Source organism: Burkholderia sp. BCC1988 (assembly GCF_905339895.1).
In the GTDB taxonomy this organism is placed as follows: Bacteria; Pseudomonadota; Gammaproteobacteria; order Burkholderiales; family Burkholderiaceae; genus Burkholderia.
This window is the reverse complement of sequence record NZ_CAJPHA010000012.1, coordinates 90,797-105,684: the sequence shown is the minus strand read 5'-3', so window position 1 is coordinate 105,684 and position 14,888 is coordinate 90,797. Positions and strand designations below refer to the sequence as shown.

The window sequence follows — 14,888 nt, the reverse complement described above, 5'->3', positions numbered from 1 at the left end:
GCGCGCGGCCGGGAGCGCGTGGCGGGGCGCGCGTGGCCGGCGCGTCGGGCCGCGGGCATCCGGTTGCGGGTGCCCGGCCCGCCACGGCGCACCGTTCGCCGCCGGACCGGCATGCCGGGCGCGCGACCTTTCATTCTTCCGTCACGTTTCCTTTCGATACTCTCACGCGCCGCACGTCAGGCCGTCGGCGCCCGCGCCGCCATCTCGCGGCGCGCCTCGCGATTCATAGAACAGAACACCGAACAGGACAATCGATGCGTCTCCCCCCGCTTTCCCGCCGCCGCGCAAGCGCCGCCGCCGCGCTCGCCAGCCTCGCCTTCGCCCTCGCCGGTTGCGGCGGCGACGACGTCACCGCTCCGCCGTCATCGCAGACGCAGGCCCAGGCGCCCGCCGGCACGACCACGACGCTCGCGCTGCTCGAAACGACCGACCTGCACACCAACGTGCTGTCGTACGACTATTTCAAGCTCGCCGCCGACAAGTCGCTCGGCTTCGAGCGCGTGTCGACGCTGATCGCGCAGGCGCGCGCGCAGTACCCGAACACGCTGCTGCTCGACAACGGCGACACGATCCAGGGCACCGCGCTGTCGGACTACCAGGCGCTCGTGAACCCGGTCGGCTGCGATCAGACGCTCGCGATCTACAAGGTGATGAACGCCGCGAAGTTCGACGGCGGCGGGATCGGCAATCACGAGTTCAACTACGGACTGCCGTACCTGTCGCAGGTGACCGGCAACACGTTCGACGTCGACGGGCTGCCGGCCCCCGCGCAGCAGAAGAAGTGCGCGGGCCCGAACTTCCCGCAGGTGCTCGCGAACGTGATCAGCGCGAGGACCAACGCGCCGCTGTTCACGCCGTACACGATCCTGACCCGCACGGTGACGGCCGTCACGCCCGACGGCAAGACCGTCAGCGCGCCGGTGAAGATCGGCATCATCGGCTTCACGCCGCCCGCGATCATGAGCTGGGACAAGCGCTGGCTCGACGGCAAGGTCTACACGACCGGCCTGAAGGAAGCGGCCGAGAAGTACATTCCGGAGATGCGCGCGAAGGGCGCCGACCTCGTCGTCGCGATCTCGCACGGCGGCCTCGACAACACCGCGTACTCGCCGACGATGGAGAACGGCAGCTGGTGGCTGTCGAAGGTGCCCGGCATCGACGCGATGCTGATCGGCCACTCGCACCAGGTGTTCCCGGACGCGAACAGCACCGTGGCGCAGTTCAACCTGCCGGGCGTCGACAAGGCGAAGGGCACCGTCAACGGCGTGCCGACCGTGATGGCCAACTACTGGGGCAAGCATCTCGGCGTGATCAAGCTCGGTCTTAAGTTCGACGGCAAGACTTGGACCGTCGACAAGTCGCAGACGACCGTCGAGGCGCGGCCGATCCAGAACGCGGACAAGAGCTACGTCGCCGCCGATCCGTCGGTGTCCGCCGCGATCGCCGCCGAGCACCAGGCGACGATCGACTACGTGAAGACGCCGATCGGCTCGACCGACTACCGGATGAACTCGTACTTCGCCGACGTCGGCGATCCGGGCGCGATCCAGATCGTCAACGAGGCGCAGGCCGACTACGTGAAGACCTACGTGCAGGCGAACCTGCCGCAATACGCGTCGCTGCCGGTGCTGTCGGTCAGCGCGCCGTTCAAGAGCGGCTTCGGCGGCGGCAGCGACTACACCGACGTCGCGCCCGGCGCGCTCGCGATCAACAACGCGGCCGACCTGTACCTGTATCCGAACACCGTGTACGCGGTGAAGGTGAGCGGCAGCGACGTGAAGAACTGGCTCGAGACGGCCGCGAAACGCTTCAACACGATCGACCCGACCCAGGCGACCGTGCAGCCGCTCGTCAGCAGCTTCCCCGGCTACAACTTCGACATGTTCACGTCCGCCGATCTCGCGTACGAGATCGACGTCACGCAGCCGGTCGGCAGCCGCATCAGGAACCTGACGTACAAGGGCGCGCCGATCGACCCGAACGCGCAGTTCATCGTCGCGACCAACAACTACCGCGCGAGCGGCGGCGGCAACTTCCCGGGCCTCGACGGCAGCAAGACGATCTTCGCGTCGCCCGACGCGAACCGCGACGTGCTGATCGCGTTCATCAAGAAACGCGGCGCGATCACGCGCGCGGCCGACGGCGCGCAGCGCAGCTGGCGCTTCACGAAGCTCGCGAGCTCGGTCGCGCACGTGCGGTTCACGTCCGCGCCGAACCGGCTCGGCGACGCGGCGGCTGCCGGCCTGAGCGGCCTCACGCAGGTCGCGGCCGACGACGGCTCGGGCAAGAACCTCGCCATCTACGAGATCGACCTCACGCAATGACCACGAGACCCGCGATGCAACCGATCCGGACGATGCGGCCGGCCGAGGCCGGCTTCACCGCCGCCGCGCGGCGCCTGCTGCGCGCGAAACTCCCGCCGGCCGCGTTGCTCGCGGCGGCGGCCGTGACCGTCGCGGCCGTGGTCGCCGCGACCGGCTGGCGCGCCGCCGGCCCCGCGCCGAGCGCCGCGCAGCTCGACGAATGGCAGGCGATGGTCGCGCAGGCCGTCGAGCCGCACGCGCTCGCGCAGTTGCGCGCCCTCGCGCGCCGCGGGTCGGGCGACGCGCAGGCGGCGCTCGGCATCGCGCTCGTCGATGCGCGCGAGCCGGGGCTGCGCGACGAGGGACGCGGCTGGCTCGAAACCGCCGCGCAGGCGGACGGCCGTGCCGACACGCCGGCCGCGCGGCGTGCGCAGCTGGCACTCGGCAAGGCTCTGCTGCTCGGCAGCGGCGACATCCCGAAGGATTACGCACGCGCCCGCGCGCTGCTCGGCGCAGCGGCCGGACAGGGCGATCCGGCCGCCGCGTATTACCTCGGGCTGATCTATCGGAGTGGCTACGGGATCGCGGCCGATCCGGTGCAGGCCGCGCACTGGTTCGAGCTCGCGTCGCGAGCGGACCTCCCGGCCGCGGACTTCATGCTCGCGAACGCGTACCGCGAAGGCAGCGGCGTGCCGCGCGACGAAGCGCGTGCGCTCGCGCTGTATCGCCGGGCGGCGGAACACGAGCTGCCGGAAGCCGTGCAGACGCTCGCGATGGCGTATCGCAACGGCGAGCTGGGGCTCAAGCCCGACGCGGACGAATTCCACGCGCAGTGGATCGAAACCGCGCATGCGCTGAAGCACCCGGTCATCGCGCCGTGATGCGCGCGAGCCGCCTGGCCGGGTGCCGTCGCGGCATCCGGCGTCAGGCGGCGCCGCTGCGCGCGGGTCGTTCCAGACGCATGTACGAGTCGGACACGATCAGTCCGAAGACGATGTGATCGAGCGCGCTCACCCAGCCTCGCGCGTCGGCGAACCACGGGAACAACTGCGTCATGCCGTAGTAGTTGACGACGTACAGCAGCACGCCGAATACGGCCCCCGCCACGCTGGCCATCCCGATGCTCGAATCCAGGCTGAAACACGCAATGATCACGGCGAGGACCAGCGCAAATACGATCGACAACGCGAAGTGCACGCCCAGCGCGGCCAGCAGCGTCCCCACTTCGACCGTGGCCGACGGCGCGAGCGCGTCATCGCCGAAGTAGATGGCCGCGATCATGCGCAGCGGCGCCCACGCGTCGTGTCCGATGATTGCCGCCGCGACGACCTGGACGACGAGGAAAACCGCACCGGCCACGCACCCGCCGATCACGGCGGCTCGCCACACCGGAATGCGGCGCACGTAATGGTGCGAATGCATGTGGAGTTGCATGGCCACCTCCTTGAAAACGGTCGGCCGCCGCATCAGCGCCGGTGCGTATGCGACGTACCCGCTCGCACCGCCGACCATGCCGACGCGAGCGAGTCCATCAGCCGGCGACAGGCACACGTCGTCGGGAGCCCGGCGGCATCGGCGCGCCGGCGCGTCTTGCGGTGAAGGCGCGCGAACAGGCTGGACGGGCTCGAACCCGAATGAAGCGGGTTCATCGCCATTTCCGTCGATGCGGCAACGACGAGGACGCGCCGGCGCGCGCCGATTCGTCTGCGTTACTGCCGGCAACACCGTCGAACGCGCCGCCAGAGCGGATACTTCGAACGTAGTCGTGCCGGTCGCCAAATTCAAGATGCCGGCCGGCGGCGGTACGCGACTGTGCCGGGTTCGGCAGGCAAAGCGGCAACAGGCCCGCGGTCAAGCAGGACACCGACCGCGAGCATTCGCGCATCCGTGCAAGCCGAGCCTGAAAAACAGGTAGCCGCGCCGGATGCGCGGCCATCATCGTCGATATTGCTGCCGGTGCTTCCACGCGCCCCTTGCGCCCCTGTCGCTACAATAGCCACCATGAACGCCCCCACCTCCTCCGACACGCCCGATTCCGGCGACGCGCACATCGCGCGCAACCGGCTCGAGGCGCACCTGGATGCCGCGCCGCGCGCGTGGCCGCTCGACATCGTTGCCGCCACCGGCTCGACCAACGCCGACGTCGCGACGCGCCTCAAGGCGCTGCCGCGCGCCGCGAACGCGCTGCCCGCGCCGCTCGTGCGCGTCGCGTTCGAGCAGACGGCCGGCCGCGGCCGGCAAGGCCGCCCGTGGTTCGCGCAGCCCGGCAACGCGCTGCTGTGCTCGGTCGGCTGCATCGTGCCGCGCCCCGTGGACGCGCTCGGCGGCCTCAGCATCGCGATCGGCGTCGCGCTCGCGGAAGGGCTCGCCGCGCTGCCGCTCGACGCCCGCACGCGCGTCGCGCTCAAATGGCCGAACGACCTGCTGCTGACGGTCACCGACGACGGCACGCCGCGCATCGTCGGCAAGCTCGCCGGGATCCTGATCGAAACCGTCTGGACCACCGCCGACGCGACCGCCGTCGTGATCGGCTTCGGCATCAACGTGCGCGGCGCGGAAGCCGTCGCCGCGCAGGTCGACGCGCTGCGCGCGCGCGAAGCGACGCTCGCGAGCGGGCTGCCGCCGGCCGCGCTGTCGGCCGCGTGCGCATCGGCCAACCTCACCGATACGCTCGCCGCCGCGCTGAACGCGCTCACCCCCGCCCTCGCGCAGTTCGGCACCGACGGGCTCGCGCCGTTCCTGCCGCGCTGGCACGCGCTGCACGCATACGCGGGGCGCGAAGTCGTGCTGCTCGAACAGGGTGTCGAACGCGTGCGCGGCATCGCGACCGGCATCGACGCGACCGGCCAGTTGCTGCTCGACACGCCCGATGGCGTGCGGGCGATCGCGGCCGGCGACGTATCGCTGCGCGAAGCGCAATGAACGAACCGCATCTGCTGATCGACGCCGGCAACAGCCGGATCAAGTGGGCGCTCGCCGACGCGCAGCGCATGCTCGTCGACACCGGCGCGTTCGGCCATACGCGCGACGGCGGCGCCGATCCCGATTGGTCGGCCGTGCCGCGTCCGCGCGGCGCATGGATCTCGAACGTCGCGGGTGCCGACGTGGCCGCCCGGCTCGACGCGCTGCTCGACGCCCGTTGGCCCGGCCTGCCGCGCACGACGATCCGCTCGCGGCCCGCGCAATGCGGCGTGACGAACGGCTATACGACGCCCGAACAGCTCGGCAGCGATCGCTGGGCCGGTTTGATCGGCGCACATGCGGCGTTTCCGGGCGAGCATCTGCTGATCGCGACGTTCGGCACGGCGACGACGCTCGAAGCGCTGCGTGCGGACGGTCGTTTCACCGGCGGGCTGATCGCGCCGGGCTGGGCGCTGATGATGCGCGCGCTCGGCACGCACACCGCGCAATTGCCGACGCTGACCACCGACATCGCGAGCGGGCTGCTCGCGGGTGCGCAGGCCGAGCCGTTCCAGGTCGATACGCCGCGCTCGCTGTCGGCCGGCTGCCTGTACGCGCAGGCGGGGCTGATCGAACGCGCGTGGCGCGATCTCGCCGATGCGTGGCAAGCCCCCGTGCGGCTCGTGCTGGCAGGCGGTGCGGCCGACGACGTCGCGCGTGCGCTGACGCTGCCGCATACGCGGCACGACGCGCTGATCCTGTCCGGGCTTGCGCTGATCGCCGCGGAAGCGGCGGCGCAGGATTGACGTAAAACCGGCCGGCATCGCGCCGACTGAACGACCGAACGACTGAACGACTGAACGACGACGAGGAGTGTCGACGATGCTGCGCTGGCTGATCGCTGTTCTCTTTCTCGCGAACCTGCTCGCGTTCGTCGCCGTGCGCGGCGTGTTCGGGCCGCTGCCGGCGGCCGGTCCGCGCGAACCGGGCGTGCTGTCCCGGCAGGTGCGGCCCGAGGCGCTGCATGCGATGCCGCTCGCGCAGGCGGCCGATCAGCCGGTGATCGGCGGCCCGATCGGCGCGCCGGCCGTCCCGGCCGAGCCGTTCGCGGCATCCGCGCCCTGACGGCGCGGCACCCGCATCAGGACTGCTGCGCGCGCACCTTCTTCAGCAGCGCGGTGGTCGAGCGGTCGTGCTCGAACGGAATCGCGAGCGCCCGCCCGCCCCAGCCGCGCACGATCGCCGATTCCGGCAGCGCGTCCATGTCGTAGTCGCCGCCCTTCACGAGAATGTCCGGACGGACGGCCTCGATCAGCGACACCGGCGTCTTCTCCTCGAACTTCACGACCCAGTCGACGCTTTCCAGCGCCGCGAGCAGCGCCATGCGGTCTTCCTCGCGGTTGATCGGCCGGTCGTCGCCCTTGCCGAGCATGCGCACCGACGCATCGCTGTTCACGCCTACGATCAGGCATGCGCCGAGCGCCTTCGCATCGGCGAGATAGGTGACGTGGCCACGGTGCAGGATGTCGAACACCCCGTTCGTGAACACGACGGGCGAAGGCAGCGAAGCGCGCAGCGCAACCAGGGCGTCACGGGTGATCAGCTTGCGTTCGAAGGTAGCGGGCATGATGGATTTCGGATGGCGTGAGCGGCGCGCGGTGCACGTCGCGACGGAACACGGCGGCGCCAGATAAAAAGCCCGCCGGATCGCCGGGCGGGCTTCATGCGGGAATACGGGGCGGCGAGCGCGGCCGGCGGCGCTTCACGCCGGCTGCGACGCCGCGCGGCCTCAGGCCGGTTGCGCGGCCGACGACGGGCCGCCTTCGGACTGCAGGCGGCCGGTGACTTCCTTGCGATAGCGGTTCAGTTCCTGCGCGGTCGCGAAGGTTCGCTCGAACAGGATCGACAGGTTGTGCAGGATCCGCTCGACGACCTTCTTTTCCCACTCGCCGTCGAAACGGATCTGCTCGTCGAGCCAGCGCTCGAGCCATTCCGGATCGGGCAGGCGCGACTGCACGGTGTCGCGCGGGAACAGCGCCTGGTTCACGTGCAGGTTGGTCGGGTGCAGCGGCTTCTCGGTGCGGCGCGCCGACGCCATCAGCACGCCGATCTTCGCGAACGCCGCGCGCGCGACGTCGCCGCAGTTGTTCAGCGCCTTCTTCATATAGCGCAGGTAAGCGCCGCCGTGGCGCGCTTCATCGCGCGAGATCGTTTCGTAGATGTGCTTGATGACCGGCTCGGTGTGCCAGTCGGCCGCGCAGCGATACCAGTGGTTCAGGCGGATCTCGCCGCAGAAGTGCAGCATCAGCGTCTCGAGCGGCGGCGCCGGGTCGAACTCGAAGCGCACCGCGTGCAGTTCCTCTTCGGTCGGCACCATTTCCGGCCGGAAGCGGCGCAGGTATTCCATCAGCACGAGCGAATGCTTCTGCTCCTCGAAGAACCACACGCTCATGAACGCGGAAAAGTCGCTGTCGTGCTGGTTGTCGCGCAGGAACATTTCCGTCGCGGGCAGCGCCGACCATTCGGTGATCGCGTTCATCTTGATCGTCTTCGCCTGCTCGTCGGTGAGCAGCGAAGCGTCGAACTTGTCCCACGGAATGTCCTTCTCCATGTCCCAGCGGACAGCTTCGAGCGACCTGTAAAGTTCCGGATAAAGCATGGTGTTCATGATGGTCCCACCCCTGTTCTGCGCAATGCGACTTCTCTAAACGTGACTGTTGCCGCGCGGGCGCGCGAACGCGCTTTTTGCAGCCAAGACTGTAATTTTACGCGTGAATCCAGCCCCCGGACGCAGATTCCGCGTTCGGCAGCCGGGCGGCCGCGTAGCCGCCTTGAAGCACGCCGCGACCCCGCTCCGCTCGAACGGAACCGACCGCGCGTGCCTGATGTGGGGGCCGGCGCAGGCCGGCTCGGTGGCGAGCCCGCCCGGCGCCACGCGGTCCCCGGACGGGTTCCCGTGCGACCGCCGGACCGGCGGGCTGCTCGATATGGTGTATACGGCGGCGGCCATGATAGCACGCACACATGACGGTTCCGAGACGCGGAACCGGTCGCGGGCCGCCAACGGCGGTGCGGCGATCGGTCGCAGGCCCCGTCGCGAAAACGCAACCGAAATGTAAGCTGGGTCGCTTTCGGGCCTGCCCGGGCCTGTCGGTCAGACCCGTATTTCGCCTGTCGCGAGACCGCCTTCGGGCGGCGTGCCGGCCGCCGGCGCGCTGCCGCCGTCGGCCCGGGCGATCCAGTCCGCCAGCGTGTCGCGCTGCGCGCGCCCGTCGCGGTAGCCGAGTTCGATCAGTTCGCGCGTGAACGCCTCCTCGAACAACAGGTAGCTCGCGAACGACGCGCCGGCCGGCTGGCTGCCGCCGATCGCGCCGAGCAGCCCGCGCATCGTCGCCGGCATCTGCTTCAGGTGTTTCGCGGCGATCAATTCGATGCGCTCGGACGGCGCGATCGCGAGCACGTCGACGTGCCGCCAGCCACTGTCGACTTCGACCTGGTGCGGCAAATGCTCGATCATCCGGTTGATGTGCTCGATCCGCTCGATGTCCGAGCCGATCGAGTCGAGAAACACGCTCGCGAGCACCTGCTGGCCGATCTGCGCGGGCGTCGGGTAACCGCGCACCAGCCCCGAGCCGTTCGCGGCGGGAATTTCGGGCCGCGGATCGGCCGCGCCGACGACGACGATCCGGTCCGCGCCGAAGTGGATCGCCGGCGACAGCGGCGCGACCTGCCGGATCGACCCGTCGCCGAAGTATTCGATCTGGCCGTCGAGCACGAGCGGCACGGCCGGGAACACGAACGGAATGGCCGACGACGCGAGCAGGTGCGACGCCGACAGATCGACGAGCCGCGCGGTGCGCTGCGCGCGCCGCCATGCCTGGATCGGCTCGGCGGCCTGGTAGAAGGTCAGGTGCCGGCCGCTCGAATAGCTGAGCGCCGTCACCGACAGCGCATGCAGCAGGCGGGCCTCGAGCATCTGCTCGATCCGGTGGAAGCTCAGCTCGCGCTGCAGCAGGTGCGCGAGCGGCGCGTTGTCGAGCAGCCCGCGCGGCGAGCGGCGCGCCGCCCAGCCGAAGGTCATCGTCGCGAGCCAGCGTGCGCCCGCCGCGGCGATGCCGAGCCAGTCGGTGCGATACACGTAGTCCGCGCGCAGCGGCTCCCAGAATTCGAGCAGGCGCCGCACGCCGTGCGAAAAGTCGTCAGCATGGCTTGCGATCGACGTCGCATTGATCGCGCCGGCCGATGACCCGCAGACCACCGTGAACGGCACCGTCTGCCGGTTCGGATCGGCCTCGCGCGCGATTTCGGCCAGCGCCTTCAGCACGCCGACCTGATAGGCGGCGCGTGCGCCGCCTCCCATCAGCACGAGCGCGAGCCGCATGATCGACCTGCTATCCGGTTCGCATCACGTCGAGCGCTTCGGCGGACGCGTTTCGGGCGACGAAGCGGCTGCCGCGCGCGCCGCGGCCGAATCGGCCGGCTTCGCGCGCTTCGCGGCCGGCTTGCGCGGCGCGGCGGCCGCGGCCGGCGCGGGCTGTGCCGCCCGCGCGGCCGGTGCGGCCTGCTCGGGCGGTGCGGCGTCGTCCGGTGCCGCGGGCTGCGCCCCCGGCTGCGTCATCGCGAGGCTCGCGAGCTGGTTGAACTGCGCCTGCAGCAGGTTCCACCAGCCGGCCGGATCGAACGCCTGTTGCGCGGCGTCGCCAGCCGGCGGCGCGTCCGCGGCGGCGGCGTCCGGCGCTTGCTGCGCGTCGGCGCGCGGCGCGGACGCCGCTTGCGCGGCCGCAACCGCGGCCTCCTCGGCCGCCGACATCGAGCTTTGCGCGAACGCGCCGAACGCGCGCAGCGTCGCGAGCGTCGCGCGCTGCACCTCGAGTGCCTGGATCGCGGACTGCAGCATCCCGAGATTGAGCTTGAGCCATTGCTCGACCGCACGCAGATCGGTGATCCGCTTGTCGAGTTCCTCGACGCTCGTGAGCGGCGCCATCATGTCGGACATGCTCGACAGCGAAGGCGGCAGCCCCGACGCGGTGCCGGGAAACGACGCCATCCCGCCGAACGGCGTCATCCGCATCATGTCCCACATCCGGTCGAGCATGTCGGCAGGCTTGAAACCGGCAAAGCCGGCGAAAGGATTGGAGCCGGGGGCATCGGTCGTCATACGGGCGTCCTGGTTGACTGGGGGAGCGAAGCGGCCGGCACGGATCGAGCGGCCGCCTTCGGTTCGATCATAACGCGCGTCAGAACGGTGCGTCGCCGGGGAAGTCGGGCGGGCGCCGCTCGCGCAGCGAGCGGATGCCTTCCTGCACGTCGGGCCCGGAGAAGCCCATGAATTCGAGCGCGAGCGACGTATCGAACGTCGGCCCGGCGCTGCGCAGCCAGTTGTTCAGCGCGTACTTGGTCCAGCGGATCGCCGACTGCGATCCGTGCGCGAGCCGCTCCGCGACTTCGTACGCCTTCGGCAGCAGGTCGGCCGGCTCGACCGCGAGCGACACGAGGCCGATCCGCTCGGCCTCCTCGCCGCTCACCGGTTCGCACAGCAGCAGGTAGTACTTCGCCTTCGCCATCCCGCACAACAGCGGCCACACGATCGCCGCGTGATCGCCGGCCGCGACGCCGAGCCGCGTATGGCCATCGATGATGCGCGCGTCCTTCGCGGCGATCGAGATGTCGGCGAGCAGCCCGGCGACGAGCCCCGCGCCGACGGCCGGGCCGTGCATCGCGGACACGATCGGCTTGCTGCAGTTGATCACGTTGTAGACGAGGTCGCGCGCCTCGCGCCACACGCGCGCGCGCACGTCGAAGTCGTTCGCCATCGCCTCGACGAGCGCGAGATCGCCGCCCGCCGAAAAGCCCTTGCCCTCGCCGCGGATCACCGCGACGCGCGTGTCGGGATCGCGGTCGACGTCGCGCCAGATGTCGGCGAGCTCGCGATGCATGCGCTCGTTCGCAGTCGCGAGGCCGCTGCGGTTCGCGCCCTCGCCGCTCATCACGATGTCGAGCACGCCGTGATCGCGGCGTGTCACCTTCAGTGCTTCGTAACCGCCGTATGCGGCGAGATCGGCCATGCGCAGCTCCCGGGTTCTCGAGACGCCTGAAGCGCCTGAATCGAGTGTAGCCAAGCCCGCGCGGGCAAACATCAGGCGAAACCCGGCGCGCGGGCCGGGGCCGGGTTTCGCATCGACTGGCGCGTCTGCGTCAGGCCGCGCCGTCGGGCGGGGCGACCGCCTGCTCGATCGCGCCGAAGATCGACTTGCCGGCCGCATCGAACATCTCGATGCGCACGGTGTCGCCGTAGCGCATGAATTCGGTCTGCGGCGCGCCGTGCTCGATCGTCTCGAGGCAGCGCTTCTCGGCGATGCAGCAGTAGCCGCGCTTCGCGTCCTTGTTCGACACCGTGCCCGAGCCGACGATCGAGCCGGCACGCAGGTTACGCGTCTTCGCCGCGTGCGCGATCAGCTGGCCGAAGTGGAACACCATGTCGGTGCCCGCGTCGGGCTGTCCGACCTTCCTGCCGTTCCAGTGGACGACCATCGGCCGGTGCACGCGGCCTTCGCGCCATTCGTCGCCGAGCTCGTCGAGCGTCACCGCGACCGGTGCGAACGCGGTGGCCGGCTTGCTCTGGAAGAAGCCGAAGCCCTTCGCGAGTTCGGCCGGAATCAGGTTGCGCAGCGACACGTCGTTCACGAGCGTGACGAGCCGCACGGCCTTCAGCGCGTCGTCCGGCGACGCGCTCATCGGCACGTCGCCGGTGATCACCGCGACTTCGGCCTCGAAGTCGATGCCCCATTCCTCGGACGGACACACGATGTCGTCGCGCGCGCCGAGGAAATCGTCGCTGCCGCCCTGGTACATCAGCGGATCGGTCCAGAACTCCGGCGGCATCTCGGCGCCGCGCGCGCGCCGCACGAGCTCGACGTGGTTCACGTACGCGGAGCCGTCGGCCCACTGGAACGCGCGCGGCAGCGGCGCCATGCAGTTCGCCGGATCGAACGCGAACGCGTTGCGTGCGCGGCCGTGGTTCAGCGCGTCGTAAAGGTCGCGCAGTTGCGGCGCGTAGAACGCCCAGTCGTCGAGGACGCGCTGCAGCGTCGGTGCGACCGCATCGGCGATCGCCGCGGTGTGCAGGTCGCGCGACACGACGATCAGCTGGCCGTCGCGCGTGCCGTCCTTCAGCGATGCAAGTTTCATGGGGTATCTGCCGTTTTAGTGACGATGGAGGGAATCTATTTTACGATGGTGAATCCGTGCGGCGCGCCACGATCGTGCACGCCGTTTTCATCCCGACCCTTGCCGCCTTGTCGCGCCCCCGTTGCCCATGCCTGCCAGCCCGCTTCCCGACGACGATCCCGCCGATTCCGACACCGACGACACCGGCGCCGGCGAGCACGGTGAAGGCGGCGAGAAGCTCCGTTCCGGCATCCAGTCGATCGAGGTCGGCTTCCGCCTGCTCGATGTGCTGACGAGCGAGCCGCGCGCGATGATGCTGCGCGACCTCGCGCAGCGCGCGGGCATGAGCCCGGCGAAGGCGCACCGCTACCTGGTCAGCTTCTCGCGGCTCGGCGTCGTGTCGCAGGATCCCGTGTCGGGCCGCTACGAGCTCGGCGGCTTCGCGCTGCAGATGGGGCTCGCGCGGCTCGCGCGCGTCGACGGCGTGAAACTCGCGCGGATCGCGCTGACCGAGTTGCGCGACCGCGTCGACCAGACGGTCGGCATCGCGGTGTGGGGCAACCAGGGGCCGACGATCGTGCACTGGATGGAATCGAGCCATCCCGCGAAGGCGTCGCTGAAGCTCGGCGACGTGATGCCGCTGCTCGGCTCCGCGACGGGCCTGCTGTTCGCCGCGTACCTGCCGCGCAGCAAGACTGCGGCGATGCTCGAACGCGAACTCGCCGACACGCGCCGCTCGCCGCATCACGGCGGGCCGCGCACGCTCGACGAGGTCGAGGCGGTGCTCGCCGACGTGCGTGCGCATCAGGCCGCGCGCGTCGAAGGGATGCTGCTGCCGACGATCCATGCGTTCTGCATGCCGGTGTTCGACGCGGTCGGCGAACTCGCGCTCGCGATCGTCGCGCTCGGCCAGGAAGGCATGTTCGACATCGCGTGGGGCGGCGAAATCGACACCGCGCTGCGTGCCTGCGCGCAGAAACTGTCTTACGAACTCGGCTATAGTCCGGACGCGCGCGACGCCTGACACGCCGGGCGCGCGACACCCGTGCGACACCCGCGCGATATACCGCGAACGCGCGGCGCATCCGGCGGTCCGACGGCTGTGACGCGCGCTGCGCGCCGCGACCGCCCCAACCCTGTACCGTTTCGCCGATGCCGCCTGCCGACACCCGTCCTCGTCACGCCCCGCCCCGCCGCTGGCTGCGCGTGGGCATCGCGCTCGTGGTCGTGCTGGTGCTGCACGCGCTCGCGGCCTTGTGGCTGACGCGCAGCCGCGACGCGTTCACGCCGCCCGCGCCCGCCGCGATACCGGTGCAGATCGAATTGCTGAAGCCGCAACCGATCGAGCGCCAGCCTGCGCCCAAGCCGGCCGAACATCCGATAGAACATCCGGCCGAGCAGGCGCCGGCGAAACCGGCTCCCGCCACGCCGAAGCCTGCACCGAAGGCCGCGCCGTCGCCCGAGCCGGTCCTCACGTCGACGCAGACGGCCGAGCACGGCGAGCCGCCGCCGGCCGCCGCCTCCGCCGCGAGCGGCACGACAGGCGCATCGGGCACGCACGCGGCATCGTCCGGCGGTGCCGCCAGTGCCGCGACGCCGGGCCCCGCGACGAGCGGCGTGAAGTTCGCGGCGCCGCCGCCCGGCGACCTGCAGTACGACACGTTCTACAACGGGATGCAGAACATGATCGGCACGATCCACTGGCGCACCGACGGGCGCACCTACGATCTGTCGGTGTCGATGCCGGTGCCGTTCGTCGGCCCGTTCTCCTACCGCAGCGAAGGCCGCATCGACGCGTTCGGCGTCGCGCCCGACCGCTATGTCGAGAAGCGCGGCAAGCGGCCCGAGGACATCGCGATCTTCAACCGCGAGATCCGCCAGGTGGTCTTCACGCGCACGCCGAACAACGCGCCGCTGCCCGACGGCGTGCAGGATCGCTTCAGCATGCTGATGCAGCTGTCGGGGCTCGTGCGCGGCAATCCGGCCACGTACAAGCCGGGCGTCACGCAACAGTTCTTCGTGATCGACAACAACAGCGGCGAGACCTGGCCGATCACGGTGATCGGCGACGAGGACGTGCAGACGCAGGCCGGCATCATCCGGGCACGCCATTTCATGCGGCTGCCACGCCGCGACGGCGACACGCGCCGCATCGACATGTGGCTCGCGCCGTCGCTCGACTGGCTGCCCGCGAGGCTCGTACAATCGGAACCGAACGGTTCGCAGATCGAGCTGCTGTGGCACGGCCGGCTCGCCCCGCCGGATGCACCGACCGCCGGCGCGACGCAAGGCGCAACGAAGGAAGGCGCAACCAACGCGCCTGCCAGCGCACCGGCCGCGGAGCCGGCACCACCCGCGCCGCAGCCCGCCGTGCAACCGCCCGCGCCAGCGTCTGCACCGCCGGCCTCGGCGCCGGCCGCGCCGTGACGATCGACCAATCGGCAATTTCGACCGATTAAAGGACTTGCCGAAATGGCCGATGACACTCTTTAACAACTATTTCAGTCCACCGGATCA

General features: G+C 70.3%; 14 protein-coding genes. 7 read left to right on the top strand and 7 right to left on the bottom strand.

Annotated elements, in window-relative coordinates:
• Positions 1–254 precede the first annotated feature (254 nt).
• Positions 255–2,324: a bifunctional 2',3'-cyclic-nucleotide 2'-phosphodiesterase/3'-nucleotidase gene (locus U4012_RS18675; protein WP_321800661.1), complete on the top strand. Its 2,070-nt coding sequence runs from the start codon at positions 255–257 to the stop codon at positions 2,322–2,324.
• A 14-nt stretch (positions 2,325–2,338) separates the two neighbouring features.
• Positions 2,339–3,184 (top strand): tetratricopeptide repeat protein, encoded by an 846-nt coding sequence (locus U4012_RS18670; protein WP_321800659.1) that lies wholly within the window; start codon positions 2,339–2,341, stop codon positions 3,182–3,184.
• Between the two features lie 43 nt (positions 3,185–3,227).
• Here the strand turns inward: U4012_RS18670 and U4012_RS18665 are convergent, their stop codons facing one another.
• Positions 3,228–4,082, bottom strand: a complete 855-nt coding sequence (locus U4012_RS18665) for a hypothetical protein (RefSeq protein WP_321800657.1) — start codon at positions 4,080–4,082, stop codon at positions 3,228–3,230.
• Between the two features lie 222 nt (positions 4,083–4,304).
• Between U4012_RS18665 and U4012_RS18660 the strand changes: the two genes are divergently transcribed.
• From U4012_RS18660 to U4012_RS18650, 3 genes are all read left to right on the top strand, one after another.
• On the top strand, positions 4,305–5,225 hold the full coding sequence (locus tag U4012_RS18660) for a biotin--[acetyl-CoA-carboxylase] ligase (RefSeq protein ID WP_044846767.1): 921 nt from the start codon (positions 4,305–4,307) through the stop codon (positions 5,223–5,225).
• Positions 5,222–6,010: a type III pantothenate kinase gene (locus U4012_RS18655; protein WP_321800654.1), complete on the top strand. Its 789-nt coding sequence runs from the start codon at positions 5,222–5,224 to the stop codon at positions 6,008–6,010. The genes U4012_RS18660 and U4012_RS18655 overlap by 4 nt, the downstream gene beginning before the upstream one ends.
• 76 nt (positions 6,011–6,086) lie before the next feature.
• Positions 6,087–6,329 carry a hypothetical protein gene (locus tag U4012_RS18650; RefSeq protein WP_044846779.1) on the top strand — a complete coding sequence of 81 codons (243 nt, stop codon included), beginning with the start codon at positions 6,087–6,089 and terminating at the stop codon, positions 6,327–6,329.
• Between the two features lie 16 nt (positions 6,330–6,345).
• On the opposite strand, the gene rfaE2 is transcribed toward U4012_RS18650, so the two are convergent.
• The 6 genes from rfaE2 to U4012_RS18620 form a co-directional block, all read right to left on the bottom strand.
• The gene (gene rfaE2 / locus U4012_RS18645) at positions 6,346–6,831 is read right to left on the bottom strand and encodes a D-glycero-beta-D-manno-heptose 1-phosphate adenylyltransferase (RefSeq protein WP_151068638.1); all 486 of its coding nucleotides are present in this window, start codon (positions 6,829–6,831) and stop codon (positions 6,346–6,348) included.
• Positions 6,832–6,993: 162 nt separating this feature from the next.
• The gene (locus U4012_RS18640; protein WP_321800651.1) at positions 6,994–7,872 is read right to left on the bottom strand and encodes a ferritin-like domain-containing protein; all 879 of its coding nucleotides are present in this window, start codon (positions 7,870–7,872) and stop codon (positions 6,994–6,996) included.
• Between the two features lie 486 nt (positions 7,873–8,358).
• Positions 8,359–9,585, bottom strand: a complete 1,227-nt coding sequence (locus U4012_RS18635; RefSeq protein WP_044846772.1) for a patatin-like phospholipase family protein — start codon at positions 9,583–9,585, stop codon at positions 8,359–8,361.
• Between the two features lie 24 nt (positions 9,586–9,609).
• Positions 9,610–10,362: a PhaM family polyhydroxyalkanoate granule multifunctional regulatory protein gene (locus tag U4012_RS18630; RefSeq protein ID WP_321800650.1), complete on the bottom strand. Its 753-nt coding sequence runs from the start codon at positions 10,360–10,362 to the stop codon at positions 9,610–9,612.
• 79 nt (positions 10,363–10,441) lie between these two features.
• Positions 10,442–11,269 carry an enoyl-CoA hydratase/isomerase family protein gene (locus U4012_RS18625; protein WP_059600022.1) on the bottom strand — a complete coding sequence of 276 codons (828 nt, stop codon included), beginning with the start codon at positions 11,267–11,269 and terminating at the stop codon, positions 10,442–10,444.
• A 130-nt stretch (positions 11,270–11,399) separates the two neighbouring features.
• Positions 11,400–12,392 (bottom strand): fumarylacetoacetate hydrolase family protein, encoded by a 993-nt coding sequence (locus U4012_RS18620; RefSeq protein WP_321800649.1) that lies wholly within the window; start codon positions 12,390–12,392, stop codon positions 11,400–11,402.
• Between the two features lie 127 nt (positions 12,393–12,519).
• Between U4012_RS18620 and U4012_RS18615 the strand changes: the two genes are divergently transcribed.
• Together U4012_RS18615 and U4012_RS18610 are read left to right on the top strand one after the other, a co-directional pair.
• Complete coding sequence (locus U4012_RS18615; RefSeq protein ID WP_044846196.1) at positions 12,520–13,395, top strand: IclR family transcriptional regulator; 876 nt, start codon at positions 12,520–12,522, stop codon at positions 13,393–13,395.
• A gap of 128 nt (positions 13,396–13,523) precedes the next feature.
• A complete protein-coding gene (locus U4012_RS18610; protein ID WP_321800648.1) occupies positions 13,524–14,798 on the top strand; it encodes a DUF3108 domain-containing protein in 1,275 nt (424 codons plus the stop codon).
• The last annotated feature ends 90 nt before the right edge of the window (positions 14,799–14,888 follow it).